Source organism: Paraplanobispora siamensis, assembly GCF_016863175.1.
GTDB classification, from domain to species: Bacteria; Actinomycetota; Actinomycetes; order Streptosporangiales; family Streptosporangiaceae; genus Planobispora; species Planobispora siamensis.
In genome coordinates this window covers 1-26,221 of sequence record NZ_BOOJ01000070.1, presented here as the reverse complement: position 1 = coordinate 26,221, position 26,221 = coordinate 1, and the positions used below count along the sequence as shown (strand labels likewise).

The 26,221-nt window shown below is 71.9% G+C and carries 26 protein-coding genes and 1 riboswitch; of the genes, 4 read left to right on the top strand and 22 right to left on the bottom strand.

Translation table 11 applies throughout. The annotated features are described in order from the left end of the window. Positions 1 to 19: 19 nt before the first annotated feature. The 7 genes from Psi01_RS36645 to Psi01_RS36615 form a co-directional block, all read right to left on the bottom strand. Positions 20 to 1,087, bottom strand: a complete 1,068-nt coding sequence (locus Psi01_RS36645) for a M24 family metallopeptidase (protein WP_204068758.1) — start codon at positions 1,085 to 1,087, stop codon at positions 20 to 22. After that, positions 1,084 to 3,111 carry a PP2C family protein-serine/threonine phosphatase gene (locus Psi01_RS36640; RefSeq protein WP_239128297.1) on the bottom strand — a complete coding sequence of 676 codons (2,028 nt, stop codon included), beginning with the start codon at positions 3,109 to 3,111 and terminating at the stop codon, positions 1,084 to 1,086. Before Psi01_RS36640 ends, Psi01_RS36645 begins: the two co-directional genes overlap by 4 nt. A gap of 101 nt (positions 3,112 to 3,212) precedes the next feature. Beyond that, positions 3,213 to 3,362: a hypothetical protein gene (locus Psi01_RS36635; RefSeq protein ID WP_204068757.1), complete on the bottom strand. Its 150-nt coding sequence runs from the start codon at positions 3,360 to 3,362 to the stop codon at positions 3,213 to 3,215. Positions 3,363 to 3,544: 182 nt separating this feature from the next. Next, a complete protein-coding gene (locus Psi01_RS36630) occupies positions 3,545 to 3,904 on the bottom strand; it encodes an STAS domain-containing protein (RefSeq protein ID WP_204068756.1) in 360 nt (119 codons plus the stop codon). 244 nt (positions 3,905 to 4,148) lie between these two features. After that, positions 4,149 to 5,585: an FG-GAP repeat domain-containing protein gene (locus tag Psi01_RS36625; protein WP_204068755.1), complete on the bottom strand. Its 1,437-nt coding sequence runs from the start codon at positions 5,583 to 5,585 to the stop codon at positions 4,149 to 4,151. 227 nt (positions 5,586 to 5,812) lie between these two features. Continuing rightward, entirely contained in the window at positions 5,813 to 6,232 is a 420-nt protein-coding gene (locus tag Psi01_RS36620) for a phosphatase domain-containing protein (protein WP_204068754.1), read from the bottom strand. A gap of 208 nt (positions 6,233 to 6,440) precedes the next feature. Then, entirely contained in the window at positions 6,441 to 7,052 is a 612-nt protein-coding gene (locus Psi01_RS36615; RefSeq protein WP_204068753.1) for a winged helix-turn-helix transcriptional regulator, read from the bottom strand. A 55-nt stretch (positions 7,053 to 7,107) separates the two neighbouring features. Here Psi01_RS36615 and Psi01_RS36610 point away from each other — a divergent pair, with 55 nt between their 5' ends. Beyond that, positions 7,108 to 7,686: a dihydrofolate reductase family protein gene (locus Psi01_RS36610; RefSeq protein WP_204068752.1), complete on the top strand. Its 579-nt coding sequence runs from the start codon at positions 7,108 to 7,110 to the stop codon at positions 7,684 to 7,686. Positions 7,687 to 7,785: 99 nt separating this feature from the next. Here the strand turns inward: Psi01_RS36610 and Psi01_RS36605 are convergent, their stop codons facing one another. The 4 genes from Psi01_RS36605 to Psi01_RS36590 form a co-directional block, all read right to left on the bottom strand. Continuing rightward, a complete protein-coding gene (locus tag Psi01_RS36605) occupies positions 7,786 to 8,229 on the bottom strand; it encodes a hypothetical protein (RefSeq protein WP_204068751.1) in 444 nt (147 codons plus the stop codon). Between the two features lie 318 nt (positions 8,230 to 8,547). Beyond that, positions 8,548 to 9,873: a dicarboxylate/amino acid:cation symporter gene (locus tag Psi01_RS36600; protein ID WP_239128296.1), complete on the bottom strand. Its 1,326-nt coding sequence runs from the start codon at positions 9,871 to 9,873 to the stop codon at positions 8,548 to 8,550. Positions 9,874 to 10,438: 565 nt separating this feature from the next. Continuing rightward, on the bottom strand, positions 10,439 to 10,579 hold the full coding sequence (locus Psi01_RS36595) for a hypothetical protein (protein ID WP_204068749.1): 141 nt from the start codon (positions 10,577 to 10,579) through the stop codon (positions 10,439 to 10,441). Positions 10,580 to 10,764: 185 nt separating this feature from the next. Beyond that, positions 10,765 to 11,805 (bottom strand): LLM class F420-dependent oxidoreductase, encoded by a 1,041-nt coding sequence (locus Psi01_RS36590; RefSeq protein ID WP_204068748.1) that lies wholly within the window; start codon positions 11,803 to 11,805, stop codon positions 10,765 to 10,767. A 258-nt stretch (positions 11,806 to 12,063) separates the two neighbouring features. Here Psi01_RS36590 and Psi01_RS36585 point away from each other — a divergent pair, with 258 nt between their 5' ends. Further along, positions 12,064 to 12,933 (top strand): endonuclease/exonuclease/phosphatase family protein, encoded by an 870-nt coding sequence (locus Psi01_RS36585; RefSeq protein WP_204068797.1) that lies wholly within the window; start codon positions 12,064 to 12,066, stop codon positions 12,931 to 12,933. A gap of 48 nt (positions 12,934 to 12,981) precedes the next feature. Here the strand turns inward: Psi01_RS36585 and Psi01_RS36580 are convergent, their stop codons facing one another. The 3 genes from Psi01_RS36580 to Psi01_RS36570 form a co-directional block, all read right to left on the bottom strand. Continuing rightward, positions 12,982 to 13,545, bottom strand: a complete 564-nt coding sequence (locus tag Psi01_RS36580) for a nucleotidyltransferase family protein (RefSeq protein WP_204068747.1) — start codon at positions 13,543 to 13,545, stop codon at positions 12,982 to 12,984. Next, the gene (locus tag Psi01_RS36575) at positions 13,542 to 14,660 is read right to left on the bottom strand and encodes a vWA domain-containing protein (RefSeq protein WP_204068746.1); all 1,119 of its coding nucleotides are present in this window, start codon (positions 14,658 to 14,660) and stop codon (positions 13,542 to 13,544) included. The genes Psi01_RS36580 and Psi01_RS36575 overlap by 4 nt, the downstream gene beginning before the upstream one ends. A gap of 79 nt (positions 14,661 to 14,739) precedes the next feature. Next, the gene (locus Psi01_RS36570) at positions 14,740 to 15,636 is read right to left on the bottom strand and encodes an AAA family ATPase (protein ID WP_239128295.1); all 897 of its coding nucleotides are present in this window, start codon (positions 15,634 to 15,636) and stop codon (positions 14,740 to 14,742) included. 124 nt (positions 15,637 to 15,760) lie between these two features. On the opposite strand from Psi01_RS36570, the gene Psi01_RS36565 reads away from it, so the two are divergent. Next, positions 15,761 to 17,101 (top strand): TrkH family potassium uptake protein, encoded by a 1,341-nt coding sequence (locus Psi01_RS36565; protein ID WP_204068745.1) that lies wholly within the window; start codon positions 15,761 to 15,763, stop codon positions 17,099 to 17,101. Further along, the gene (locus tag Psi01_RS36560; RefSeq protein ID WP_204068744.1) at positions 17,094 to 17,762 is read left to right on the top strand and encodes a potassium channel family protein; all 669 of its coding nucleotides are present in this window, start codon (positions 17,094 to 17,096) and stop codon (positions 17,760 to 17,762) included. Before Psi01_RS36565 ends, Psi01_RS36560 begins: the two co-directional genes overlap by 8 nt. 132 nt (positions 17,763 to 17,894) lie before the next feature. Here Psi01_RS36560 and Psi01_RS36555 read toward each other — a convergent pair whose 3' ends face one another. From Psi01_RS36555 to Psi01_RS36520, 8 genes are all read right to left on the bottom strand, one after another. Further along, entirely contained in the window at positions 17,895 to 18,353 is a 459-nt protein-coding gene (locus Psi01_RS36555) for a PH domain-containing protein (RefSeq protein ID WP_204068743.1), read from the bottom strand. A gap of 145 nt (positions 18,354 to 18,498) precedes the next feature. Further along, positions 18,499 to 18,984 (bottom strand): 6,7-dimethyl-8-ribityllumazine synthase, encoded by a 486-nt coding sequence (gene ribH / locus Psi01_RS36550; protein WP_204068742.1) that lies wholly within the window; start codon positions 18,982 to 18,984, stop codon positions 18,499 to 18,501. After that, complete coding sequence (locus tag Psi01_RS36545; RefSeq protein ID WP_204068795.1) at positions 18,981 to 20,192, bottom strand: bifunctional 3,4-dihydroxy-2-butanone-4-phosphate synthase/GTP cyclohydrolase II; 1,212 nt, start codon at positions 20,190 to 20,192, stop codon at positions 18,981 to 18,983. Before Psi01_RS36545 ends, ribH begins: the two co-directional genes overlap by 4 nt. A 5-nt stretch (positions 20,193 to 20,197) precedes the next feature. Beyond that, positions 20,198 to 20,860 carry a nicotinamide mononucleotide transporter family protein gene (locus tag Psi01_RS36540; protein WP_204068741.1) on the bottom strand — a complete coding sequence of 221 codons (663 nt, stop codon included), beginning with the start codon at positions 20,858 to 20,860 and terminating at the stop codon, positions 20,198 to 20,200. Beyond that, the gene (locus tag Psi01_RS36535) at positions 20,857 to 21,465 is read right to left on the bottom strand and encodes a riboflavin synthase (RefSeq protein ID WP_204068740.1); all 609 of its coding nucleotides are present in this window, start codon (positions 21,463 to 21,465) and stop codon (positions 20,857 to 20,859) included. The genes Psi01_RS36540 and Psi01_RS36535 overlap by 4 nt, the downstream gene beginning before the upstream one ends. Positions 21,466 to 21,467: 2 nt before the next feature. Then, positions 21,468 to 22,652, bottom strand: a complete 1,185-nt coding sequence (ribD, locus tag Psi01_RS36530) for a bifunctional diaminohydroxyphosphoribosylaminopyrimidine deaminase/5-amino-6-(5-phosphoribosylamino)uracil reductase RibD (RefSeq protein ID WP_239128294.1) — start codon at positions 22,650 to 22,652, stop codon at positions 21,468 to 21,470. Positions 22,653 to 22,754: 102 nt separating this feature from the next. Further along, a riboswitch (FMN riboswitch) is annotated at positions 22,755 to 22,885 on the bottom strand. Positions 22,886 to 23,218: 333 nt separating this feature from the next. Next, entirely contained in the window at positions 23,219 to 23,851 is a 633-nt protein-coding gene (locus tag Psi01_RS36525; RefSeq protein ID WP_204068793.1) for a response regulator, read from the bottom strand. After that, positions 23,851 to 26,221 (bottom strand): ATP-binding protein (locus Psi01_RS36520; protein WP_204068739.1); only part of this gene is annotated, 2,371 nt, incomplete at its 5' end. The genes Psi01_RS36525 and Psi01_RS36520, both read right to left, overlap by 1 nt.

Sequence of the window (26,221 nt, the reverse complement as noted above, 5' to 3'; positions counted from 1 at the left end):
TCCTGCGTACGGCCGCTCTTTAAAGGACAAGCAGCTCTTTGGTCGTCCGTGTGAGAAGCTCCGGTCCGTCCTCACGCGTCACGAGCGTGTCCTCGATGCGGACGCCGCCCCTGCCCTGCAGGTAAACCCCAGGCTCAACGGTGACCGGAACTCGATCGTCTAGTCTACCGTGCTCGCGCCGGGGCTCCGGCGTCACCGGGAACAGGAACGGCTCCTCGTGGATCTCCAGGCCGACGCCGTGGCCGAGGCCGTGGCCGAAGTGCCCGCCGTACCCCGCCTCGGTGATCACGTCGCGGGCCGCCGCGTCCACCTCGTGCGTGGCGGCGCCGGGCCGTACGGCGTGGCGACCGGCCCGCTGGGCGGCGCGGACCAGGTCGTACAGCTCGCGCTGCCAGGAGGCGGGCTCGCCGATCGCCACGGTCCGCGTCATGTCGGCGTGGTAGCCCGCGTACATGGCGCCGAAGTCCATCGTGACCAGATCCCCGCGCTCCAGCGGCCGGTCGGCGGGCGAGTGGTGCGGCACGGAGCCGTTGGGCCCGCCGGCCACGATCGTGTCGAAGGCGGGCTTGTCGGCGCCCAGCTCCGCCATCCGCGCCTCCAGCACCCTGGCGATCTCCCGCTCGGTCAGGCCGGGGCGCAGCATGGGCAGCACGTCGGCGAAGGCCTGGTCGGTGATGGCGCACGCGGTGCGCAGCAGGTCTATCTCGGTCTCGTCCTTGACCGTGCGCACCGACTCCACCAGCCCGGTGGTCCGCAGCAGTCCCTCCCCGAGCCGGAAGTAGTCGGCGACGGGCATGTGGTGGGCCTCGACCGCGACCCGGGAGGCGCGGGAGACCAGCGCCGCGGCGACGTCGCGCTCCTCGACCACCTCGACGCCTTCGCAGACCGCCCGCGCGGTCTCGGCGTAACGCGAGTCGGTGGCCAGCACGGCCGTGGCGTCCGCCCGGACGAGCACGGCCGCGTTGGAGCTGACCAGGCCGGTCAGATAGCGCACGTTGACGGCGCGGGAGACCAGGATCGCGTCGGCCTCGCGGGCGGAGAGCAGCGCGGCGACGCCCTCGCGGCGCCGGGCGTGGATGGCGGTCATGCCCGCATGCTATTGAGCGCGCCGCCGGGTGCGGCCAGCGGGCGGGCGGCGAGGACGCAGGCGTCGTCGTCGGGATTGGCGTGGTGGAGCTGCGCGAGCAGGTCCGCCAGGGGGTGCTCCCCGCCTTCCGCCGAGATGCGGTCGAGGGTGGCCACGACCGGGGCCAGTCCCTCCTCCATGGAGCGGTCGCGCTGCTCGATGAGCCCGTCGGTGTAGAACAGCAGCAGATCGCCGGGCCCGAGAGCGGTGGTGGCGGTGGCGTACCGCGCGTCGGGGAAAGCGCCCAGCAGGGGACCCGGCGGCCGGTCCAGCTCGGCGGTGACGCCGCCCCGGGTGCGCAGCGGCGTCGGATGGCCGGCCTGCGCCCACACCAGCTCCCCGGTGGACGGGTCGTAGCGGGCCACCGCGGCGGTCGCGGTGACCGGCATGCCGTCGGCCGCGGGGCTGCCGGAGTACAGCAGCCGGTTGAGGAAGGAGAGCAGCTCGGCGGGCCGGCTGGTGGTGGTGACGGTCAGGGCGTCCAGGGCGTGGCGCAGCCGGGCCATGGAGGCGGCGGCGTGCAGGCCGTGCCCGGCGACGTCGCCGACGGCGAGGATCACGCTGCCGTCACCGGCGACCGCGGCGTGGTACCAGTCGCCTCCGACCCGGCTGGCCTGCTCCGCGGGCAGGTAGCGTACGGCGAACCGCAGGCCGGGCAGGTCGACTGGGGCGTCGGGGACGGGCAGCACGATCTGCTGCAGCTGTACGGTGAGCCGGTGCTCGGCCGCCAGGCTCCGCCGTTGCTCGCGCAGTTGCCGCTCGATCTCGGTGAGCCGGGCGCGGCTGGTCTCGCGGGCGGTGACGTCCTGGATGATGCCGTAGACCTTGACCGGCCGCCCGCCGGAGTCACGGTCGGCGTCGGCGACGGTGCGGACGTGCTTGACCCGGTCGCCGATCCGGATCCGGTAGACCATGTCGACCGCTTCCCCGCGCCCGAACCGCTCGACGGCCTGCTGCCGCAACGGGATGTCCTCGGGCAGGGTGAGGGCCTCGCTCTCCTCGCTGGGCATAGGGCCGTCGGCGGGGTCGCGCTCGTAGATGCGGTACAGCCCCTCCGACCAGGTGACCTTCCCGGTGACCAGGTCCCACTCACCCCAGCCGAGGTTGCCCAGGCGTTCGGTGTGGGCTATGCGCTCGGACAGGCGCATCTCCTCGTCGTGGCGCACCCAGCTGTTGAGCAGCCCGTCACCGATCGGATGCACCCGGACGGTGAGGCTCACATCCGCCGGAGCCTGGTCGGCCGGGCTGACGTAGGAGATGGGGCCGACCTCCCGGGGCGTGCCGTCGGCGATCGCGTCACACCACGCCTCCCATACGGCCCCGCCCACGATGGTGGGGTAGATCTCGCTCACCCGGCGGCCCACGATCTGGGCGCCCCGCCGCCCGGACATGTCCACCACCGACGGGCTCACCGCCACGAACACGTAGTCCTCGATGTCCCCGGCGCCCCCTGCGTCCTGCGTGTCCCCGGCCTCCCCGATGCCCGCGCCGCCGGTGTCCGCGCTTTCGGCGCCCTGGTCCGCGATGCCCCGGTCCCCGGCGCCGGCGCCCGCCGGGCCGCCGGTCCCGCCGCGCACCGGCACCAGCAAGACGTGCCTTCCCGGCGTCACGTCGAGGACCTGCTGCACGAGGAGCGCCCAGTCGGCCGGAGCGGGCCGCGGGCCGGACACCGGCCGGCCGGGGTCGTGATCGGCACGGGGCGGCGCCCCGAAGGTCCCGTCGACCACGGCGCGGAGCCGGTCGGGGCCCGCCCGCATGCGGCTCTCGGCCGCCGCCAGGAGCTCCGCGGCCACCTCCTGCGCGGCGCGCCCCTGCTCGGCCGCCATCTCCAGCAGGTGGGCGTGCGCCTCGTCCACCCGGCATCCGGCCCGCCCGGCGAGCAACCCGGCCGCCCTGGCGAGCACGACGTCGGGACCGACCCGTGCCTGCTCGACCCTGGCGTCGATGTCGGCCAGGCGGTTCAGGTAATCCTGTCTCGACTCCATCAACCGGCCCAGACCTCTCCGTGACCTCTCCGGCGATCTCCGCCGATGCCCATGACCCGTCACCCGGGCCGGGACCGGGTGACTCCGGCTTCAGCTCAGGCTCAGGCGAGCTTGAACGCCGCCGGCCGCCGCCCGGCCACGGCGGTGCGGACGGTCTGCCCGATCCGGGCCGCGCCGGTGAAGCCGATCTCCCCGCGCGGCACCGCGTCCAGCGTGTCCTGCGCGGCCGTACCGATCAAGACCGCGTCCATGCACGCTCCTCCCTCCGGCCCTGACAGGCCCGGCAGCACGCGCGCAGGGGATGTGTGCGCACCGCGGCCCGGCCCGGGACCACGGCCGCCACCGGCCCGGTCCGGGCCTTGTGGCCATTGTCCTGCACCGGGTGGCCCCTGTCAGGGCGATCAGCCCTTGCGGCGGCTCCGGCCGCGCCGGCCTACTCCTCGAAGGCGTGCTCCAGGGATCGGATCACGTCCGGATCGATGAGGAAGCGCCGGTAGAGGTCCGTCACGCACAGGATGTTCTCCAGGTGGCCCGGAACGCCGGCCAGGCGCAGCCACCCGCTGGCCTGCGAGGTGGCGCGCATCGCGGCGACGAACGCCCCCAGGCCGGTCGAGTCGCAGAAGGTCAGCCCCTCCACGTCCAGGACGATGCGCGGGTTGCCCTTGACGACGAGTTCGTTGACGGCGTTCTTCAGCAGCGGGACGGACATCTTGTCCAGGTCACCGCTGACGGTGACCACGGCGCACCGGGGCCCGGCGTAGCGGGTGACGTGAACCGACAGCTCTCTGTTCACGGACTCCTCCTCGCCCGGGTGGCACGCCACGGGGCCGGCACCGTACCTCGATCAAGGTATCCACTCCGCGCCCGGCGGGACGGGCGAGTCGGGAAACACGTCCGCCGGAACCGGTGCGACCCGGCGGGCACCCCGGGAAGACAGTGAACGGGCGGAGCCGCAGAGGCCCCGCCCGTTCACTGTGACACGGAGTGGCCGCCCGGCCAAACCCGAGCGGATTTCACGCGTGTCCCCGGCCGGACGATCACGCGGTTCCGCCGCCCCGCACCTTCTTCAGCTTCTTGACCTTGGTCTTCGCCTTGGCATCCGGCTTGAGCTTGACCTTGGGAGCGGGCTTCGGCTTGGCCGCGGGAACCGGCTTCGGCTTGGCCGCGGGGACCGGCTTCGGGGCGGGGGTGGCGGGAGGGTTCACCGGCGTGACAGCGGGGCCCGCGCAGGTGTTCAGCAGCACCGAGACGGTGTTGGAGACGTAGTCCGCCGTCGCCATGTCGGCCTTGCCGTCGCCGTTGAAGTCGCTCAGCACGGGCTGCGTGGGGGCGTTGCCGGTGCCGTAGCCGACGGACGGCCGCAGCGTGCCGTCACCGGCGCCCGCGAACACCGACAGCGTGCCCGGGGTGTTCCCGGTCGCCACCACCACGTCGGTCCTGCCGTCGGCGGTGACGTCCCCCAGGGCGACGTCGCTGCGCGGCGTGCCCGCGGAGTAGAGCGTGGGCGTGTCGAACGTGCCGTCGCCGTTGCCTGGCAGCACGGACAGGCCGGTGCCCATGAACTCCGTCGCGACCAGGTCGTCGTGGCCGTCCCTGTCGAGGTCGCCCACGGCGACCTTCACGACGCCCGGCGCGGAGGGGACGGGGACCGGTGCCTGGAAGGCGCCGCCCCCGGCCCCCGGCAGGATGACGGCGGACCCCGACGGCATGCCCATCATGGAACCGCCGCGGACGGCCGCCAGGTCGGCGTGGCCGTCGCCGTCGAAGTCGCCCAGCGCGGGAGAGGAGATCGTTCCCGATCCCAGGGAGAGGAAGGGGTTCTGGGCGAAGGTGCCGTCACCGGCTCCCTCCAGCACCGTGATGTACGCGTTCGTGGTGGTGAACACGGAGACGGTGGTCTCGCTGCCGGTGACCGCCAGGTCGGCGTCGCCGTCCTGGTCGAAGTCGCTCGCCACGACACCGGAGGCGGTGCCCGTCACGGCGTAGGTGACGGCCGGCTGGAAGGTGCCGTCGCCGTCGCCGAGCAGCACCGAGACGTCGGCGGCGGAGTCGTGGGCCACCGCCAGGTCGGCGTCGCCGTCCCCGTTGAAGTCGCCCGCGGCGATCTGGACCGGCCGCACTCCGGTGGGGACGGGCGTGGCCGGCTGGAAGGAGCCGGTCCCGGTGCCGAGCAGCACCGACAGGGCGCCGGCGCCCGAGTCGGCCGTGACCAGGTCGCCTTCGCCGTCGCCGTTGAGGTCGGCCGTGACCAGGGCCCGCGGGCCGGCGCCGACCGGGTGGGCGACCGCGGTGGCGAAGCCGGGCGTCACGCAGGTGACGGGAACGACGGCCTGGGCGGGGGCGGCGGCGACCGCCAGCGCGCCGGAGGTCAGGGCGACCGCCGTGAGCAGCGAGGCGGCACGGCGGCGGCCGCTCCGCGGGGCGGTACGGCGGCCGGGCACGCCGGACGGCGAGGACTGGGGTGTGGCGTTCAAGGGAGCTCCTCCGTGAGCCGTTGGATGCTCGGCGCGCAGCCCTTCCTGGGCGCGACGTACGCGTCAAGCGGCGGTAACCCCCTTCATCGGCGGGCAAAGGACGATCTGAGGCTTTCCTCACAGCCGTTTCCCGGCTCCACTCACGCCCCGCCGTCTCTCTCACGTCCCGATGTCTCCCTCACGTCCCACCGGTTCCCGCACGACGGCTCCCGGTCCCGGCGGAGGGATCAGTAGTTCCCCTCCGCGACCTGGACCACGGTGAGCCCCAGGGAGCGCCACATCGCCACGACCCGCGACCGGTCCTCGATGACCGCGGCGACCTCGCGGAGGGCGAAGTGCTCCCGATAGACCTCGGCCTTCCAGACCGTGTCGGGCCGGCGGTCGCCGTTGGGCCGCAGCCACAGCCCCTCGGCGGCGTCGAGGTGCCCGACGTTGGCCCACAGCCAGCGCTCGGTGGCCCGGCGGGTCCTCTCCGGACGCCCCGACACGTACGCGATCGGGTGACCGGCGAGGATGAGCGCCCGGACGATCGCGACAACGGGAGGGTTCGGCAGGTCCTCCCCCACCCGGTCCCAGTCGTAGGGGCCGCGGTTCCCGCGCAGGGCGAGCGTGCCGTCGATGTCCACGATCCACACGGCGTCGCTCATGGTCACCCCCTGTGCGCACGGTCCCGGAGGGATGCGCGGGGGGATGCGCGGCGCCCTCCCGGCCGGCGGCCTCGGCGAGGCCCGCGGGCCTCATCATGGCCGCGGGGCGGCCGGACCGCCAGCGGGCCGCGCCCTCCCCCGGAACGGACGACGGGCCGGGCTTGTCACGGGCCGGACGCCCGGCGCGGGGTACCCACGGGCCGGGTTCTCAGCGCAGGGCGGCGATCAGGCGCTGTACGGCCTCCCGGTCGCCGTCTACGGTGACGCCGGTCGTCTCGGTTCCGCGGTACACCAGGGTGCGGATGCCGGCGACGTCGCCGGTGATGATCGCATCCGGGTACGGCGCCGGACCGCGCCGCATCGCCAGCCGCCCGGCTTCGACGGTCAGGGTCGCGCGGTCGTCGCCGACGCGCAGTTCGACCTCGATCGCCAGGTCCCCCGCCGCCTGCGGGTCGAAGGTCGTGCGCAGCGCCATCAGCAGGGCGTCGGGGCTCATCGGGCCTGCGGCGGTCCGCGGTCGGCGACGGCCCCACCGGCCGAGCGCGACGAGGACCGGTTCGAGGGCGGCGCCGTCCTCGGTGAGCTCGTAGACCGGGCCGCTTATCGGCGGTCCCGCCGTGGCGTGCCGGACGATGCCCGCCTGTTCGAGTTCCCTGAGCCGCTGGGACAGCACGTTCTGGCTCACGCCGTGCAGTCCTCGCACCAGGTCCCGGAAGCGTTTGGGGCCCAGCAGCAGCTCGCGGACGACCAGCAGCGCCCAGCGCTGACCGAGCACGTCGAGGGCTCGCGCGATGCCGCAGGGGTCGTCGTACGTTCCCACGGGACTCCTCTTTCAGTAGTTGTTACTCCTAAAATAGGAGTGTAGTGTCCAGGCCATGCGAACACTGATGATCGTAGAATTCGTGACACTGGACGGGGTCATGCAGGGCTTCTCCGGGCCCGACCAGGACGACCCGGGCTTCCGGCACGGCGGATGGGGTCTGCCGTACGCCGACCCGGTCGCCCAGCAGAGCGGGATCGAGAGCCAGAACACCACCACGGCCTACCTGTTCGGCAGGAAGACCTACCAGCTGCTGGCCGCCTTCTGGCCCCACCAGCCCCGGGAGAACGCCATGGCGGCCCACCTCAACGACACCCCCAAGTACGTCGCCACCCGCACGCTCACCTCGTTCGAGTGGCCGAACTCCTCCCGTCTCGAGGGTGAGCTGGCGCCCGCCGTACGGGCGCTGAAGGAGTCAGGCGAGGGCACCGTCGCGGTGCTCGGCAGCGGCGCGCTGACCCGGCAGCTGGTCGCCGAAGGGCTGGTCGACGCCTACACGCTCTTCGTCCACCCGCTGCTCCTCGGCAGCGGCGAGCGGCTCTTCCACACGCTCGACAAGCCGATCCCCCTGCGGTTCCAGGACGTGACGACGACCGACACCGGCGTACTGATCGTGAACTACACCGTGCAGTGACCGGTCGCCAGCCCGCATTCCGGAGGGACGGCGAACGGGCGGGAGCCTCAGAGGGCTCCCGCCCGTGAACCGGTTGCCCGTCAGTCTCAGGCGAGACCGTCAGCCTCGGGCGAGATACCGGAAGATCAGCCGTATGTCGTGGTCGACGGCCTCTTGCAGGGCCGCGTCGTTGATCTGGTCGTCCTTGTAGTGGGTCTTGCCGTTGCTGACCTTGCCCTCGATGTTCAGCAACGTCGTCGTGGTCTTGTAGCTGCCGTCGTCGGCGACCTCGTAGAAAACGTGCCCCCGCTTCGCCCTGTTGACCGTGAAATGACAATAGGTCCATTCCAGGCTGTCCGGTTTTTTCAGCGGGCTCTTCGTGATGGTGATGTGGGCGTCGTATTCCTCGCGGCCCTCCTTGAGGGTGAAGCCCTCGAGATAGAGCCAGGTGCCCTCGCCCTTCCCGTAGTTGGCCACGGGCTTGCCGATGTTCAGCGCGTTGAGCCCCAGCCCCTTGGCGAGGATCGCCTCCCAGCGCTCGATCGTCTTCGTGACGTCCGGCATCGCCGCTCCTTCCATGACCCATGCTCCGTCGCGTGGCATGTCCGAGATCGCGAGCTTTCTTGAGCGCCCCAGCCGCAATCGATGCAACCACGTAAACTTACCAGCGGCCCGTTTCCCTTACGAGAGCCCCCGGAAAACGGTCACCCACACCGTCATCAGTGGAAATGAATCATCGGCTTCGCCTCGGAATTCCCCGCACGGGCATCGGCACGTATTCTCCGATCGGCACCGGCCATAAACGGGACGCCGAATGACGACGAGCGGGCGGGAGCCGGAAAGGCTCCCGCCCGCTCGTTTCGGGGACGCGGCTCAGGCGGCTCAGGCGGAGACGAGCTCGCGCTCCCTGCCGGTCCCGCCCGTCTCGCCGGCGCCGGCCTCCGCGCGCTCCGCGGTGGTCTCGTCGAGGGGCTGCGGCGGGGCGTTGAAGACCGCCTCGTCCAGGCGGCCCTCCGAACGGCCGACCAGGACCGGGACCACCATCTGGCCCGTGACGTTGGTGGCGGTGCGGATCATGTCGAGGATCGGGTCGATGGCCAGCAGCAGGCCGACGCCCTCAAGCGGCAGGCCGAGCGTGCTGAGGGTCAGGGTCAGCATCACGATCGCGCCGGTCAGGCCCGCGGTGGCGGCGGAGCCGACCACGGAGACGAACGCGATCAGCAGGTAGTGGCCGAGGTCGAGCGGCAGGTCGAACACCTGGGCCACGAAGATCGCGGCCAGTGCCGGGTAGACCGCGGCGCAGCCGTCCATCTTGGTGGTCGCGCCGAACGGCACCGCGAAGGAGGCGTAGTCGCGGTCGACGCCGAGGCGCTCGGTGGTGACCCGCTGGGTCAGCGGCATGGTGCCGACCGAGGAGCGCGAGACGAAGGCCAGCTCGATGGCGGGCCAGGCGTTGCGGTAGAAGGTGAGCGGGCTGACCCTGCCCACCAGGGACAGCGCCACCGGGTAGATCACCAGCAGCACGACGGCGCAGCCGATGTAGACCCCGGCGCTGAGCTTGGCCAGCGGGGCAAGCAGGTCCCAGCCGTAGGTGGCCACGGACTTGCCGATCAGGCCCGCGGTGCCGATCGGGGCCAGGCGGATGACCCACCACAGGGCCTTCTGGACCAGCTCCAGGACCGAGCGGCTCAGGTTGAGGAACGGCTCGGCCTTCTCCCCGACCGCCATCGCGGCGGCACCGAGGACGACTCCCAGGAAGACGATCTGGAGGACGTTGAGCTCGGTGAAGGCGGTGACGATGTTGATCGGGACGATGCCGGTCAGGAAGTCGACCCAGGTCCCGGCGCCCTCCAGGTCCACGGCCTTGGCGCCCTCGGTGGAGATCGTGACGCCCCGGCCCGGGTTGATCAGCAGGCCCAGGCCGATGGCCGCGGCCACCGAGGCCAGCGACGTGATCATGAACCACATCAGCGTCTTGCCGGCGAGCCTGGCGGCCCCGCTGACGTTGCGCAGGTTGGCCACGCTCACCACGACGGCGGTGAAGACCAGCGGCGGGACGGCGAGCTTGAGGAGCTGGACGAAGATCTTGCCGACCTCGGTCAGCGTGTCGGCGAGCCAGACGACCTCACCGGCACGGGCGACGAACCCGAGCGCGGCGCCGACGACGAGACCCAGCAGCAACTGCAGGGAAAAGGAGAATCTCTTCACGAGCGTGACTTTCGAAAAAGGGCATGCCGGATCGCACACGGCCATGCGGATGAGAAAGGGAGGTCGAAAGCGCGGTCAGCGACAGAGATCGCCGTTGAGCCGGCACAGGTCGACATGCAGTCGCCCGACCAGCCGCACGAGCACCGGGGAGAACCTCACGGAGAGTTGGAACACCCCACCTGGGCACGCGATTCCACATCGGCCCTATGGCCCTGGTCACACTCGTTTCCGCCGCGGTGTGAGAGCCCTCGGCACGAAAGGTCTCAGCGTGGAAGACCTTGATATGAGACGTCTCGAGATGAGACGCGCAGGAGCTTCCCAGCCCCGGGACGGCCTGCGCGCCCGGCAGACCGTCACCACGCGAGAGGCGCGCGGTTCACTCACCAACCGGTTGGCCTGCCACTCAAGGCCTCGCCGCCCGGGACACTCTTCGCTTCGGGCTCACGGAGCCTCCGGGGGAGGACCTCGGCGGCGTCCTCCGGGAAGCCCTCGGGGTGGGGACGGCCGAGGACCGCGTACGCCTCGGAGTCGGCGTAGACCTCCGCGGTGGCCTTCCAGCCCGCGATCAGGGCACCCGGGGGGCGAACCGGCCGAGCTCGGCGCAGCCGTGGATCATCTCCACGAACTCCTTGCCGAACGCCGCCACCGCGTCGTCGGGCATCACTCTCGCCCAGGCGAACGCCTCGGAGATCGAGGTCTCCAGCATCCTCCGCCCTTCCTCCGTTCTCGTCAGGGCCGCCACGACATTTGAACTGGTTAGCAGGTCCGAGGAGACGGTGGCACCGAGCGATCTCCGTGCACGGAGAATGACGGAAGCGGGGTCCCGGCCGGGTGGCCGGGACCCCGCTTCGCGGAGGTCTGCCCGCCGGGCCCCTCAGGACCCGCGGGAGATCAGGAGGCGATCTCCTTGATCTTCTCGATGAGCCGGATGCGCTCCTCGTGCGTGCGGGCCAGCGGGGTGACGTTGACGGTCGTCACGCCCGACTCCCGCATCGCCTGGATGCGGTCGCGGACGAAGCCCTCCGAGCCGATCAGGGACATCGACTCCAGCAGCTCCTGCGGGACGAGCGCGGCGGCCTCGTCCTTCTTGCCGGACAGGTACAGCTCCTGGATCTGCTCGGCCTCCTTGTCGTAGCCGTAGCGCCGGGCCAGGTCGTTGTAGAAGTTCTTGCCCTTGGCGCCCATGCCGCCGATGTAGAGGGCGGCCATCGGGCGGCCCAGCTCCAGCCAGCCGGAGACGTCGTCGCCGATGGCCAGGCTCGCCTGGGCGATGACGTCCAGCTCGCCGAGGGAGGGGTCGCGCCTGGCCTTGCCGGCGGCGATCGAGGGGCCCCAGACGTCGGCGGCCTTCTCCGGCATGTAGAAGATCGGCTCCCAGCCCTCGGCGATCTCGGCGGCGAGCTCGACGTTCTTGGGGCCGATGGCGGCGATCACGACGGGGATGCGGTCGCGGACCGGGTGGTTGATGAGCTTGAGGGGCTTGCCCAGGCCGGTGCCCTGGTCGGCGGGGAGCGGGATCGTGTAGTGCTTGCCCTCGTAGGTGACGCGCTCGCGCTTCCAGACCTGGCGGCAGATCTCGATGACCTCGCGGGTACGGCCCAGCGGCGCGGTGTACGGCACGCCGTGGAAGCCCTCGATGACCTGCGGGCCGGAGGCGCCCAGGCCCAGGGTGAAGCGGCCGTCGGAGACGTAGTCCATGCCCGCGGCGGTCATGGCCAGCAGCGTCGGGGTGCGGGAGTAGACCGGCAGGATGCCCGAGGCGATCTGCAGCCGCTCGGTCTTGGCCGCGATGTAACCCATCTGGCTGACGGCGTCGAAGCTGTAGGCCTCGGCGACGAAGACGATGTCAAGGCCGGCCCTCTCGTAGTCGGCCAGTTCGGCCACCGTCTCCTTGAAGCCCCCCGAGTAGTTCAGTGCCATGCCGATGCGCATCGTGGTTCGTCCTTCCGCTCGCGCCCACAAAACCGAATGATGTTCCGTTGTCTCCGCAACAGAGAGGCTATCGAGTCGGCGGCCGAGCACCAAGCCCGGCTCCTCCCGTCACGCTCCCACCCCGGATCTCCCCCTCATGTTCGTCACCGTGCCCGCAGGGCGTGCCGGGGGCCGATAGCCTACGAATTTCGGGGAAGGGGATATATCCCCGACCCCTGGACGAAAGGCGAGAAGGAGGCACCCCTGAAACCGGTGATCATGGTGGTGGCGGGAGCGCTGGCCCTGATTCTCGGTGGGCACCGCCTCCTGCCCGAACTGGGGGGATTCACCCCGGTATTAGAGAGTCTGCTGCCCTGGCTGGGCGCCGCCGTACCCCTGCTGCTGATCGGCGCGCTGTTCACCAGGTCGTGGAAGACCGTCGCCGCGACGCTGGTCCCGGCGGCGGTGTGGGGCGTCATGTTCGGCCCCGCCGTACTGCGCACGGCGCCCGGCGGGCCGAGCGACGTGTCGGTCGCCACGCTCAACGTGGGCGTGACCAACGGCGACTCCGGCCATGCCGTACGGGCCGTGGCGCAGGGACGGGACCTGTTCGCCGCCCAGGAGCTGACCCCCGGCGGCCCGGCCGCCGAGGAGCTCGACCGCCACTTCCCGCACAAGGTGCAGATCAGCACGATCGGGCTGTGGAGCCGCTTCCCCATCCTCGACCACCGCGCCGTCGACGTCGGCCTGGACTGGACCCGGGCGCTGCGCGCCGTCGTCAGGACGCCCAAGGGGAAGATGACCGTCTACGTCATGCACCTCGCCTCGGCGCGCCCCGGCATGACGGCCCAGCGGGACATGACCCTGGCCCGCGCCCGGCAGCTCATCGAGAAGGACGACAGCGAGAACCTGTTGCTCCTGGGCGACCTGAACACCGCCACCACCGACCGCGAACGCTCCAGGCTGGTGCCGCCGCTCGCCGACGCCCACCAGGAGGCCGGATCCGGTTTCGGCTTCACCTGGCCGGCCTCCTTCCCGGTCACCCGGCCGGACCACATCCTCTACCGCGGGCTGACGGCGACCAGCGCGGGCGTCGAGCCCGCCGTCGGCAGCGACCACCGCGCCGCGGTGGCCTCGCTGCGCCTGTGACGGCCCCGCCCGAGACCCCCGACGTCGCAGGACCTGCCGCAGGGTCCGTCACAGGCCCGCCAGGTCCGCGGGGGTGTCGATGTCGGCGGGGTCGCCGACGTCGTCGCAGGGCACCTTGACCACCAGCTCGGGGTGGGCGCGCAGGAACGGCCGGGCCCCGACGTCGCCCACGGCCAGCTCGGCCACCTCCGCGAAACGATCCCGGGCGATCAGCACGGGGTTGCGCGGCGCCCCGCCGTACGTGGCGACGGCGACCTCGGCGCCCTCCCGCGCCGCCCGCACGAGCCGTTCGACCACCGGCACCCCGATGAGCGGCTGGTCCACCAGCGCGATCACCACGTGTCCGGCGTCCGGCGGCAGCGCGGCCAGCCCGACCCTCAGCGAGGAGCCCATCCCGGACTCCCAGCCGGGGTTGCGCACGACCACCGCCCCGCGCACCTGCACGGTCGCGGCGCCGAGCACCACCACCACCGGGTGGCAGCCGCCGTCGTGCAGCAGCCGGACCCCCCGGTCCACCAGCCTCTCCCCCCGGAACTCCACCAGCGCCTTGGGGGTGCCGAGCCGCGACCCCGACCCGGCCGCCAGCAGCAGTCCCGCGATCCCCGGTCTCATCCGGGCCTCCCCTCCCGTGGCCGCCGGGCGTACGGCCCCGCCAGCAGCCCGGCCAGCTCCTCGAAGGCGGCCAGGCTGTGCCCGGCCACGAAGTCGTCGACGTACGGCAGCGCGGCGCGCATGCCCGCGGTGAGCGGCTGGTAGCCGGGCTGCCCCTTGTGCGGGTTGACCCAGATCACCCTGTGCGCCGTACGGGACAGCCGGGCCATCTCCGCCGCGAGCAGCGAGACGTCACCGCGTTCCCAGCCGTCGGAGGCGATCACCACCGTCGCGCCCCGGGCGTCGCCCAGGGTCAGGAGCCTGCGCAGTTCCTCGCCCAGCCTGGTCCCGCCGCTCCAGTCCGGTACGGCGCGCGAGACGGCGTCCATCGCCGTGCCCGGGTCGCGGTGGCGCAGCTCGGCGGTCAGGCGGGTCAGGCGGGTGCCCGCGCTGAACGCCTCGGTGGCCCGGGGCTCGGACCTGACCAGCGCGTGGGCCAGGCGCAGCAGGGTGTCGGCGTAGGGCGTCATGGACCCGCTCACGTCCACCAGCAGCACGACGCGGCGCGGCCGGGTGCGGTGCGCGCGGTAGCGGAGCCTGGCGGTCTCCCCGCCGCGCCGCAGGGCCTCGCGGATCGTCCGGCGGGCGTCGAGGCGCCCCCGGCGCGAGGGCCTGAACAGGCGTGACTCGCGCCGCTCCCGCGGGGCGCGCAGCAGGGCCAGCAGCCGGTGTGCCTCGGCCAGCTCCGCCGCGCTCATCCGGGCCACGTCGCGGTGGCGCAGCACCTCCGTGGCGCTCGCCCCGGCGCTCAGTGCGGGCCGCTCCTCCTCCACCGCCCCGGTCTCGCGCGAGAGCAGGGCGGTGTGCCGGGTGACGACCACCGCGGCCGGCCGGGCCCGCCCGGCCCGCAGGCCGCCGAAGTAGGCGTGGAAGACCCGGTCGTAGCGGGGCAGGTCGTCGGCCGAGGCGCACAGGGTGAGCCGCCCGGCCCAGTAGACGTCGCCGGGCCGGGCGGCGTCCAGGTGCGACAGCGCGCGCATCATGTTCTGGGTGCGCTCGTGGTCGGCGGGCACCCCCGCGGCCCGGAGCGTCCTGGCGAAGCCCGTCATGACCGTGACCAGCTCCCCGGCCGTCATCCCCGCGGAACCTGCGCCCCGGCCACCCTGCACAGGACCGGCCTCCCGGCCGGCCTCCGCGGGACCGCCGTCCCGGCCTTCAGCCGCGCGGCTCACCGAAGAACCCGTTCGCCAGCACGGTCTCGTGGTCCTCTCGGTGCTTGAGCAGCGCGCCCAGCGTGGCGGCGGCCAGGCCGGGGTCCAGCTCCCGCGCGCCGAGCGTCAGCAGGGCCTCGGTCCAGTCGAGGCTCTCGGCGATCCCGGGCGGCTTGACCAGGCCCGCCTCGCGGAGCCGTCCGGCCGCCTTGGCGACCTGCTCGGCCAGGGTCTCCGAGCACCCGGGGAGCCTTCTGAGCAGGATCGCCACCTCCTGCTCGAAGGACGGGTGCTCCAGCCAGTGGTAGAGGCAGCGCCGCTTGAGCGCGTCGTGGACCTCGCGGGTGCGGTTGGAGGTCAGCACGACCACCGGCGGCTCCTGCGCGCGGATCGTGCCGAGCTCGGGGATGGAGATCGCGAAGTCGGACAGGACCTCCAGCAGGATCGCCTCGAACTCCACGTCGGCCCGGTCGATCTCATCGATCAGCAGCACGCAGGGCCGGGTCTCCAGCGCCCTCAGCAGGGGCCGGGCGATCAGGAAGCGCCGGTCGTAGACCTCGCCCTCCAGCCGGGCGGCGTCGGTGACGCCGCCGGCCTCGGCGGCCTTGAGATGCAGGAGCTGGCGGGCGAAGTCCCAGTCGTAGAGGACCTGCGGGCCGTCGAGCCCCTCGTAGCACTGCAGCCGGATCAGCGGCGCGTCCAGCACGGCGGCCAGCGTGCGGGCCAGCTCGGTCTTGCCGACCCCCGCCTCCCCCTCCAGGAACAGGGGCCTGCCCATCCGCAGGGCGAGGAAGGCCGCCGTGGCGAGCCCCTCACCGGCCAGGTAGGCCTCCCGGTCGAGCAGCTCCGCGAGCTGTCCGGGCGACTCGAGATCCGATGCCGTGATTGTCCGCCTCAGCACGACCTCAGGCTACGTCCCGGCGATCCCGCAGAGCCAGGGCACGCCCGCCTGGATGCGGCCAACGGTCGGCGTGGTCATCGCGGAATGATCGAGATCGGGTCAGAGCAGGGCGTATCCTCTCCCGGTGAGGTACCGGTCACTACAGATCAACACCCCGTCGAGGGTCGTCGTCTTCGCGTTCAGCGCGGTGATCCTCCTGGGTACGGCGCTGCTCTCGCTGCCCGTCGCAGTGGAGGGCGGCGAGCGGACCTCGTGGACCTCCGCCCTGTTCACCGCGGCCTCCGCGGTCTGCGTCACCGGCCTAGCCGTGCTCGACACCGCCGGGCACTGGTCGACCTTCGGCGAGGTCGTGATCCTGGTGCTGATCCAGATCGGCGGTTTCGGCATCATGTCGCTCGCCTCGATCCTGGCGCTGATCGTCTCGGGGAAGCTGGGGCTGCGCGCGCGGCTCAACACCCAGGCCGAGACCAAGACGCTGGGTCCGGGCGACGTCCGCCAGGTGATCGCGGGCGTCGCCAAGGTGACCCTGGTGGTGGAGGCTCTGACGGCCGCGGTCCTCACCGCCCGCTTCGTGATCGGATACGGCGAGCCGTTCGGCAGGGCCCTGTACCTGGGCGTCTTCCACGCGGTCTCGGCGTTCACCAACGCCGGGTTCGCCCTGTGGCCCGACAGCATCATGCGTTTCGTCGAGGATGTGTGGATCTGCCTGCCGCTGGCGCTGGCCGTGGTCGCCGGGGGCCTCGGCTTCCCCGTCTACGCGGTGCTGCGCAAGAACTGGCGGCGGCCCTCCCGGTGGTCGCTGCACGCCAAGATCACGCTGGGGATGACGGCGATCCTGCTGTTCGGCGGCGCCCTGGTCGTCACGATCCTGGAGTGGAACAACCCCAAGACGTTCGGCCCGCTCACCCCGGGCCTGCGCATCCTGGCCGGGTTCTTCCACAGCGCGATGACCCGCAGCGGCGGCCTGAACTCCGTCGACACCTCCCAGATGCACGAGAACACCTGGCTGGTCAGCGACGTGCTGATGTTCATCGGCGCGGGCAGCGCCAGCACCGGCGGCGGCATCAAGGTGACCACGTTCGCGCTGCTGGGCTACGTCATCCTGGCCGAGCTGCGCGGCGAGCCCGACGTCACGGCGGGCCGGCGGCGCATCTCCGAGCAGTTGCAGCGGCAGGCGCTGACGATCGCCCTGGCGAGTGTGGCCGCCGTGGTCTCGGGCACGTTGGTCATGATGATGCTCACACCCTTCACCCTCGACCGCGTACTGTTCGAGGTGGTCTCGGCGTTCGGCACGGTGGGCCTGTCCACGGGGATCACCGCCCAGGTCGGCCCCGCCGGGCACCTCGTCCTGACCGCCCTGATGTTCGTCGGGCGCCTGGGCCCGGTGACCCTCGGTGCCGCGCTCGCGCTGCACGTCCAGACCCGCAGGTTCCGCTATCCGGAGGAGCGACCCCTCGTTGGCTGACAAGAACAACCGCGGCGATGCGGTGGTGGTCATCGGTCTGGGACGGTTCGGCGGGGCGCTGGCCGCCGAGCTGGCCGCGCGGGACATCGAGGTGCTCGGCGTGGACAGCGACTCCCGGAACGTGCAGGAGTTCTCCGGGCAGCTCACCCACGTCGTCCAGGCCGACTCCACCGACCCCGACGCGATGGAGCAGCTGGGCATCGCCGAGTTCGGCCGGGCCGTGGTCGGCATCGGCACCAACATCGAGTCCAGCGTCCTGACCACCTCGATCCTGGTCGATCTCGGCGTGGCCGACATCTGGGCCAAGGCGATCAGCCACCAGCACGGCCGGATCCTGCGGCGGGTCGGCGCCCACCACGTGGTGCAGCCAGAGGCGGACATGGGCGAGCGGGTCGCCCACCTGGTCACCGGCCGGATGCTCGACTTCGTCGAGATCGACGAGGACTACGCCCTGGTCAAGACCAAGGCTCCGACCTGGGCCGACGGCAAGACGCTCGGCGAGCTGGGCATCCGCTCGACGTACGGCGTGACCATCGTCGGGATCAAGAAGTCCGGCTCCGGGTTCACCTACGCCACCTCGGACACCCTCGTCCAGCACGGCGACACCCTGCTCGTCGCGGGCGACACCGAGAAGACCGAGCGCTTCTCCGAGGAGACCTGAGCCGGGAGGTCACAGACCGGAGAGCCGCGGGCAGGACCGCAAAGCCCCGGGGACCCGGCCCGCCGCACCGGCACGCGGTCACGCCGCCACCGGCCGCGACGGGGTCAGGGTGGCGGGGTCGGGGAGCGGGGGTCAGCGGGAGTCGCCGGCCTCGCCGCGCTCGCGGATGAGCGCGGCCAGCTCCCGGACCTGGTGCACGGTCCGCTCCTTCTCCGAGCCCTGCAGGCCCATGGCCCCGATGGTCATCCCGTCGGAGAAGTCGATCTTCGCCCAGGGCTCGCTCTCGGTCAGGGTGACCGCGATCACCTCGGGCCACTCGTAGCGGTGCACCTTCAGGACGTTGAACAGGGTGATGCCGCGCTCGTCGGCCTCCACACGGCAGCGGCCCAGCAGGTGCAGCACCCAGGAGATCAGCCCGGCCAGCGCCACCACCGCGATCTTGTCGACGATCGTGAACGGCGGCGGCAGGAAGACCGCCATCGCCACGGCCCCCAGCATGAGCAGCACGGCCAGGCCGTACGCCACGATCGGGCCCACCTTCGGCCGCCACACGACGGGCAGGGCTGGCGCGGGGACCCTGTCGGAACTCACGGTGATCACTTTCCTCCGGGACTGCGGCCGGTCGGCCACCGGACGAAAAACCTACCGCACCCCCCGGCCGCCCTCCGCGCCGCCACCGTTCCCCGCGCGACGCCCGGCTCCGCAGGTCACACGGGAACCGGGCGCCCGGTCCGGATCACGCGGGAGCGAGGCCCTGGCGCAGGTCGCGCAGGAGCAGGGCCGTCTCCAGCGCGGCGACGGTGGCCTCGTACCCCTTGTCCTCGTGGCTGCCGGGCAGGCCGGACCGGTCGAGGGCCTGGTCCACCGTCTCGCAGGTGAGCACGCCGTTGCCGACCGGGGTCTCCTCGTCCAGGGCGATGCGGGTCAGCCCCGAGGTCACCGAGTCGCAGACGTAGTCGAAGTGGGCGGTCTCCCCGCGGATCACGGCCCCCAGGGCCACCACCGCGTCGCACCGGCGGGCCAGGGCCTGGGCCACGACCGGGATCTCCAGCGATCCGGCCACCCGGATCACGGTCGCGCTCGCGCCGCTGTCCTGGCTGGCCTGTACGGCGCGCGCCACGAGCTGGTCGGTGATCTTCTCGTGCCAGCGGGCGGCGACGATCCCGACCGTCAGTCCCCCGGCCTCGACGGCCTCCGCCCCCGGACGTCCCTGCCCGCTCATGCCCCTGCCCTCTCGTTGATGTCGTGGCCGAGGCGGTCGCGCTTGGCCAGCAGGTACTTCTCGTTGTACGGGTTCATCGCCACCGGCATCGGCTCGCGGCCCAGCACCTTGACGCCGTAGCCGTCCATGCCGCGCGTCTTGGCCGGGTTGTTGGTCAGCAGCCGGACCGACTTCACGCCCAGGTCGGCGAGCATCTGCCCGGCGTTGGAGAACTCGCGGGCGTCCACCGGCAGGCCCAGCTCCAGGTTCGCGTCGACGGTGTCGCTGCCGCCGTCCTGCAGGCCGTAGGCCCGCAGCTTGGCCAGCAGCCCGATCCCGCGCCCCTCGTGCCCACGCAGATAGACCACCACCCCGCGGCCCTCCTCGGAGATCCGCGCCATCGCGTGGTCCAGCTGCACCCCGCAGTCGCACCGCAGCGAGCCGAGCACGTCCCCGGTCAGGCACTCGGAGTGGGCCCGGACCAGGATGTCCTCCCCGTCGCCGAGCTCACCGTAGACCAGGGCCACGTGCTCGCCGCCGTCCAGGGCGCTGGAGTAGCCGTACGCGCGCCACATCCCGTAGCGGTTGGGGATCAGCGTCTCGGCGACCCGGGTCACCATCCGCTCGGTCCTGCGCCGGAACTCCACCAGCTGCTCGATGGAGACCAGCGCCAGGTCGTGCTCGTCGCAGAACACGCGCAGCTCCGGCAGGCGCTTCATGGTGCCGTCGTCGTTGACGACCTCGGCCAGCGCGCCCGCCGGGCTCAGCCCGGCCAGCCGGGCCAGGTCCACGGCCGCCTCGGTGTGCCCGCGCCGGGCCAGCACGCCGCCCTCGCGGTAGCGCAGCGGGAAGACGTGGCCGGGCCGGACCAGCTCGTAGGGCTCGGTCGCCGAGTCGCACAGGGTGCGGATGGTCCTGGCCCGGTCGGAGGCCGAGATGCCGGTGGTCACGCCGTCGCGGGCGTCCACGCTGATGGTGTAGGCGGTGCGCATGCGCTCGCGGTTGTCGTGCACCATCAGCGGCAGGCCGAGCCGGTCCAGGCTCTCCCCGGGCATCGAGACGCAGATGACGCCGCTGGTGTGCCGGATGGTGAAGGCCAGCAGCTCGGGCGTGGCCTTGGCCGCGGCGAAGATGATGTCGCCCTCGTTCTCGCGGTTCTCGTCGTCGACGACCACGACGGGCCTGCCGTCGCGGATGTCGGCGATCGCCCGCTCGATCGGGTCCAGCATGGTCGTCACACTGCCTCCTTGGGGACGAGCAGGGCCCGGGAGCGGTACTCCTTGAGCCAGTTGGCGAATCCGATGAGAACGAGCACGAAGAAGATGCCGTAGACGGCTCCGGAGACCACCAGCCCGGAGCTGAACGCCAGCGGCACGCCGACCAGGTCGACCGCGACCCAGATGATCCAGAAGTCGACCAGGGCCCGGCCCTGCGCCCAGGTGGCCACGGCGCTGCCCACGAAGATGTAGGCGTCGGCGGCGACGAGGGCGTACCCCTCGATCCCCGGCGTGTTCGCGGCCCACGACAGCTTGAAGAGGTAGAACAGCACGCCCACCACGGCGGTGCCGGCGATCATGGCCGCGACCAGCCCGAGGCGTTCACGCCCGGTCGCGGGCCGTACGGCCAGCTCCTGGCCGCCCTGGGTGCCGCGCGCCCACTTCCACCAGCCGTAGACGGCCAGCACGCCGAACATCACCTGCTTGAGCGCGTTGCCGGTGATGTGCGCGCTGATCGAGGCGATCAGCAGCAGCACCGAGCCGGTCAGCTGCACCGGCCAGGTCCAGATCGACTTGCGGATGGCCAGCAGCACGGTGGCCAGCGCGGCGATGTTGCCGACCAGGTCGGTCCACAGGACGTGGACCCCGAACAACTCGAATCCCGCTTCGGCCCAGTTCATGCCCGGCCTCCCGGGACGTAGGCGCCGACGAGCTTCTCCACGTGCTTGGCGATCACGTCGACCTCGAGGTTGACCGGGTCGCCGGGCTGCTTGGCGCCCAGGGTGGTCAGCTCCAGGGTGGTCGGGATCAGGCTGACCGAGAACGACTCGTCGTCCACCCCGGCCACGGTGAGGCTGACGCCGTCCACCGCGATGGAGCCCTTCTCGACCACGTAGCGGTTCAGCCCGGCCGGCAGCGAGATCCGCACGACCTCCCAGTGCTCGGCCGGCTCCCGCGACAGCAGCTCACCGGTGCCGTCCACGTGGCCCTGCACGATGTGCCCGCCGAGGCGCTGGTCGGCGCGGACGGCGCGCTCGAGGTTGACCCGCGAGCCGGGTCGCAGCGCCCCCAGGCTGCTGCGGTCCAGGGTCTCCTTCATCACGTCGGCGGTGAACACCTCGCCGTCGACGTCCACCACGGTCAGGCAGACGCCGTTGACGGCGATCGAGTCGCCGTGCCCGGCGTCGGCGGTGACCACCTTGCCGCGCACGGCCAGCCTGGCGGCGTCCCGCAACGGCTCGACGGAGGATATCTCCCCCAGCTCTTCGATGATTCCGGTGAACATGATCACTTCTCCTTCAGTGGTGCCGGCCGGGCGGTCAGACGCAGGTCCGGCCCGATGGGGGTGACATCCTCAAGCTCCAGGCGGTGGATCCCGGCGATCGTCGTGACGCCCGCCGGGCCGAGCGCGGCGGCGCCCTCGCCCAGGAGCGCCGGGGCGAGATAGCCGACGACCCGGTCGAGCAGGCCCTCCCGCACGAAGGAGCCCGCCAGGGTGGGCCCGCCCTCCAGCAGCGCGCTGACGACCTGGCGGCGGTGCAGCTCGGCCAGGAGCGCGTGCAGGTCGATCCCGTACGGCTCCCGCCGCGGCAGCCGTACCACCTCGGCCGCCCCGTCGGCTCCGAGCCGGCCCAGTTCCTTGGCCCTGGCCTCCAGCTCCGTCGCGCGGGCGTCGTGGGCGACCGCCACCAGCGTGGGGGCGCCGCCGTCCAAGACCCGGGCCGAGACCGGGGTCCGGCCGTCGCTGTCGACGATCACGCGCAGCAGGCGCCGCCCCGCGCCGGGATCGGGGGCGTCGCCGGACGGGCGGGCGGTGAGCCGGGGGTCGTCGGCCAGGACGGTGCCCACGCCCGCGATGATCGCGTCCGCTCCGGCCCGGAGACGGTGCACGTCGGCGCGGGACTCGGGCGAGGTGATCCACTGGCTGGTGCCGTCGGCGGCGGCGGAGCGGCCGTCCAGCGTGGCGGCGTACTTCCAGGTGAGGTGGGGGCGGCCCAGCCGCACCGAGGTCAGCCACTCGGCGTTGCCCCGTTCGGCCTCCTCGGCGAGCACGCCGGACTCGACGACGACGCCGTGCGCGCGCAGCCGGCCGGCCCCGCCGGCGGCCACCGGGTTGGGGTCGCCGACCGCCACGACGACGCGGGCGACGCCCGCCTCCAGCAGGGCGGCCGAGCAGGGCCCGGTCCGGCCGGTGTGGTCGCACGGTTCGAGGGTGACGTAGGCGGTGCCGCCGCGGGCCCGCTCTCCGGCGGCGCGCAGCGCGACCACCTCGGCGTGCGGCCCTCCGGCGTAGGCGTGGAACCCCTCTCCGGCGACGCGTCCGGAGGCGTCCAGGACGACGCAGCCGACGACGGGGTTCGGGCTGGTGGTGCCGTGTCCGCGCGCGGCCAGCTCGACGGCCCTGCGCATGTGGGCCAGGTCGGCCGCGCGCCCGGCGGGCGGCGGCTCGTCGCGGGGGATCGGCTGACTCAACCCGGGTCTCCTACTCGCCAGTAGCTTTCTGCCACGGCGGGCCCCGGGGACGACGGGTGCACAGATCCCGTCAGCGGAGGGTGCCTGGACGGCACTCTCCGCTCGCGCGCTTCCTCCCATCCGGACTTTAACCGTCGGTCCCGGAATTTCACCGGGTCAACCGGTCGATGGCTTCGACCGGGTCGCGGACTTTAACCGCCGGTTCGGAATTTCACCGACCCCGGAGCACGCAGCTCTGTTTCGTTGGTCGCGCGCCGCACAGGGCTCGCTCCCGTTTATCAGTGTGCCACGCCCGGCAAACCGGACGGAACAGGTCTTAGCATATGGACCAAGCGAGCGCTTGGTCAACGCTTCGGGCGGGTAACCGCCACTCCCAGAATGCGAACACACCGGGTGGGCGGCCGTTACTTCCAGAATGCGAACATGCCGGACGGACCTCGCTCCCGCACCGGACGCAGGCACCCTGCCCCCGCGCCGGACGGTCGCGCCTCATTCCAGCACCGGACGACCGCGTCTCATTCCCGCCCCGTCGTCATCGCCGTGCGGGAAGCGGAGGCGGGCGCGCCTCACTCCGCGATCCTGAAGTGCTCGACGAGCCTGTCGCAGGTCTGGCGTGCCGTCGCCACCTGGCCCGACAGTTCCTTGACCGCCTCGACGCCCAGGCCGCCCTCCCCCGGCTCCGGCGCGCACAGGTGCTCCTCCATCACCACGAGCCGCTGCGCCAGATCGGCGGCCAGCTCCGCCCCCCTGACGTCGTCCTCACTCCGCCCCGCCATGCGCTGCAGCAGGTTCGCCTGCTCCCTCAGCTGCCGGTTCTTGCGGTGGAGGTCGAGGAACACCTGGACCTTGGCGCGCAGCACCCACGGGTCGAACGGTTTGGTGAGGAAGTCGACCGCCCCGGCGACGTATCCGCGGAAGGTGTGGCTGGGGTCGCCGTCGGCCCCCGTCAGGAAGATGATGGCCACATCCTTGGTCTGGTCGAGGCGCTTGATGTGGGAGGCCGTCTCGAAGCCGTCCATGCCCGGCATCACCACGTCGAGCAGCACCAGCGCGAAGTCGTCGCGCAGCAGGGCCTTCATCGCCTCCGCGCCGGACCGGGCGCGCACGAGCGTCTTGCGCAGCGGGTTCAGGATCGCCTCCAGGGCGACCAGGTTGGCCTCGTGGTCGTCGACCAGGAGGATCCGCTCCCTGCCCATCATCACCGGACCCCCTCGGACGCCCCGTCCAGGCACTCGCACATCACGTCGAGAAGGTGGTCCACGTCGACGGGTTTGGGCACGTAGGCCGAGGCCCCGCAGGCGATGGTCTTCTCCCGGTCGCCGGGCATCGCCTTGGCGGTCAGGGCGACGATGGGCAACCGGTCGAAGCGGGGCATCGCACGGATCGCCTCGATCGTCTCGTAACCGTCCATCTCCGGCATCATCACGTCCATGAGCACCAGATCGACCTCCCCCTCACTCTCCAGCCTGTCGATGCCCTCCCGGCCGTTCTCGGCGTAGATCACATCCATGCCGAGCCGCCCGAGCATGTGGGCGAGGGCGTAGACGTTGCGCACGTCGTCGTCGACGATGAGCACCCGCCTGCCCTTGAGGACCGTGCCCGCGCTCCCCCGCTGCAGGTCGCTCAGCCGGGTCAGCGAGCGCCACGGATCGTCGCCGTTCTCGACGTGCCCCGTCGTCCAGGCGGCCTCGGTCTCGGCCGGGCCGAGACGCGCCGCCGACCCCTGGGGCTGCTCGCCGTTCTTGGCCGGGAGACCCTCCGGCCCGCCGGCTGCCTGCTCCTGCTCGTCGCCGCCGGAGAGCGGACCGGCGTATCGGGGGGCCACGTAGAACGTGAACGTGCTGCCGACGCCGAGCCTGCTCTGCGCGCGGATCTCCCCGCCGAGGATCCGGGCGATCTCCCTGCTGATCGACAGGCCCAGGCCGGTCCCGCCGTACTTGCGGCTGGTGGTCCCGTCGGCCTGCTGGAAGGCGCCGAAGATCAGTGGGAGCTTGTCCGCCGCGATCCCGATGCCGGTGTCGCTCACCGAGAAGGCGATCACGTCGTCGGACCCCCGCAGCGACTCCTCCTCGAACTCCACGCCCTCGGCGCGCTCGACGCAGAGCCGTACCTCGCCGGCCGAGGTGAACTTGACCGCGTTGGACAGCAGGTTGCGCAGGATCTGCTGGATCCTGCGCTCGTCGGCGTACAGGGTCCTGGGGACGCCCGGGCCCACGTGGACCTGGAAGACCAGTCCCCGGTCGACCGTCAGCGGCCGGAACGTCGCCTCGACGTACTCCAGCAGCTTGGTCAGCGGCAGCGTCTGCGGGCGCACGTCCATCCGGCCCGCCTCGATCTTGGACAGGTCGAGGATGTCGTTGATCAGCTGGAGCAGGTCGCTGCCGGACTGGTAGATGGTCGTGGCGAACTCGACCTCCTGCGACCCGAGCCTGCCCTCGGGGTTGTCGGCCAGCAGCCGCGCCAGGATGAGCAGGCTGTTGAGGGGGGTCCGCAGCTCGTGGGACATGTTGGCCAGGAACTCGGACTTGTAGCGCGAGGAGGTGGCCAGCAGGTGCGCCTTCTCCTCCAGGGAGGCGTTGGAGCGCCGCAGCTCCGCCTGCTGGCGCTGCAGCTCGTTGGAGCGTTCCTGGAGCTGCTGGGTCAGCCGCTGCGACTCCGACAGCAGGGCCTCGGTGCGGGAGTTGGCGATGATCGTGTTGATCGCCACCCCGATGGTGACCACGAACTGGTCGAAGAAGGCCAGGTGGACGTCGCTGAACCGGTTGAAGGAGGCCAGCTCGATGACCCCGAGGACCTGGTCCTCGAACAGGATCGGCAGGATCACCACGCTGGCCGGGCTGGCCTCGCCGAGCCCGGAGGCGATCTTGATGTAGTCGGGCGGGACCTCGTTGATCAGGATGCGCTTCTTCTCCACCGCGGCCTGGCCGACGAGCCCGTCGCCGAAGACCATCGGCTCGGTCACCATCGCCGCCTGGGCGGAGCCGTACCCGGCGATCATACGGAGCACCGCCTCGCCCCGGCCCCCCTGCTCGGCCAGGAAGAAGGTGCCGTACTGCGCCGACACCAGCGGGGTGATCTCGTTGAGCAGCAGGTCGGCGACCTCCATCAGGTCGCGGTGCCCCTGCATGAGGCCCGCGATGCGGGCGAGGTTGCTCTCCAGCCAGTCCTTGGCCCGGGTGGTCTCGCGCAGGTTGGCCACCATCAGGTTGACGTTGTTCTTGAGCTCGGCGACCTCCCCCTTCGCCTCCAGCGAGATCGACCGGCTCATGTCGCCCTGGGCCACCGCGCTGGCCACCTCGGCGATCGCGCGGACCTGGGTGGTCAGGTTGCCCGCCAGCTCGTTGACGTTCTTGGTCAGGCGCTCCCACGTGCCGTACACGCCCTCGACCTCGGCCTGACCGCCCAGCCTGCCCTCGCTGCCGACCTCGCGGGCCACGCGGGTCACCTCCGAGGAGAAGGACGAGAGCGTGTCGACCATGGTGTTGATCGTGGTCTTCAGCTCCAGGATCTCGCCGCGGGCGTCGACGTCGATCTTCTTGCTCAGGTCGCCGTTGGCCACCGCGGTGGCG

What these genes read in the sequence shown, in the direction of transcription:
- Psi01_RS36575 (WP_204068746.1), bottom strand. Translation starts at nt 14,660, where the DNA reads ATGACGGCCGGGGAGCTGGTCACGGTCATGACGGGCTTCGCCAGGACG.
- Psi01_RS36620 (WP_204068754.1), bottom strand. Translation starts at nt 6,232, where the DNA reads ATGAGCGACGCCGTGTGGATCGTGGACATCGACGGCACGCTCGCCCTG.
- Psi01_RS36525 (WP_204068793.1), bottom strand. Translation starts at nt 23,851, where the DNA reads ATGATGGGCAGGGAGCGGATCCTCCTGGTCGACGACCACGAGGCCAAC.
- Psi01_RS36540 (WP_204068741.1), bottom strand. Translation starts at nt 20,860, where the DNA reads ATGAACTGGGCCGAAGCGGGATTCGAGTTGTTCGGGGTCCACGTCCTG.
- Psi01_RS36580 (WP_204068747.1), bottom strand. Translation starts at nt 13,545, where the DNA reads ATGAGACCGGGGATCGCGGGACTGCTGCTGGCGGCCGGGTCGGGGTCG.
- Psi01_RS36585 (WP_204068797.1), top strand. Translation starts at nt 12,064, where the DNA reads ATGGTGGTGGCGGGAGCGCTGGCCCTGATTCTCGGTGGGCACCGCCTC.
- Psi01_RS36595 (WP_204068749.1), bottom strand. Translation starts at nt 10,579, where the DNA reads ATGCTGGAGACCTCGATCTCCGAGGCGTTCGCCTGGGCGAGAGTGATG.
- ribH (WP_204068742.1), bottom strand. Translation starts at nt 18,984, where the DNA reads ATGAGCGGGCAGGGACGTCCGGGGGCGGAGGCCGTCGAGGCCGGGGGA.
- Psi01_RS36640 (WP_239128297.1), bottom strand. Translation starts at nt 3,111, where the DNA reads ATGGAGTCGAGACAGGATTACCTGAACCGCCTGGCCGACATCGACGCC.
- Psi01_RS36535 (WP_204068740.1), bottom strand. Translation starts at nt 21,465, where the DNA reads ATGTTCACCGGAATCATCGAAGAGCTGGGGGAGATATCCTCCGTCGAG.
- Psi01_RS36605 (WP_204068751.1), bottom strand. Translation starts at nt 8,229, where the DNA reads ATGCCGGACGTCACGAAGACGATCGAGCGCTGGGAGGCGATCCTCGCC.
- Psi01_RS36545 (WP_204068795.1), bottom strand. Translation starts at nt 20,192, where the DNA reads ATGCTGGACCCGATCGAGCGGGCGATCGCCGACATCCGCGACGGCAGG.
- Psi01_RS36645 (WP_204068758.1), bottom strand. Translation starts at nt 1,087, where the DNA reads ATGACCGCCATCCACGCCCGGCGCCGCGAGGGCGTCGCCGCGCTGCTC.
- Psi01_RS36635 (WP_204068757.1), bottom strand. Translation starts at nt 3,362, where the DNA reads ATGGACGCGGTCTTGATCGGTACGGCCGCGCAGGACACGCTGGACGCG.
- Psi01_RS36590 (WP_204068748.1), bottom strand. Translation starts at nt 11,805, where the DNA reads ATGCGCATCGGCATGGCACTGAACTACTCGGGGGGCTTCAAGGAGACG.
- Psi01_RS36610 (WP_204068752.1), top strand. Translation starts at nt 7,108, where the DNA reads ATGCGAACACTGATGATCGTAGAATTCGTGACACTGGACGGGGTCATG.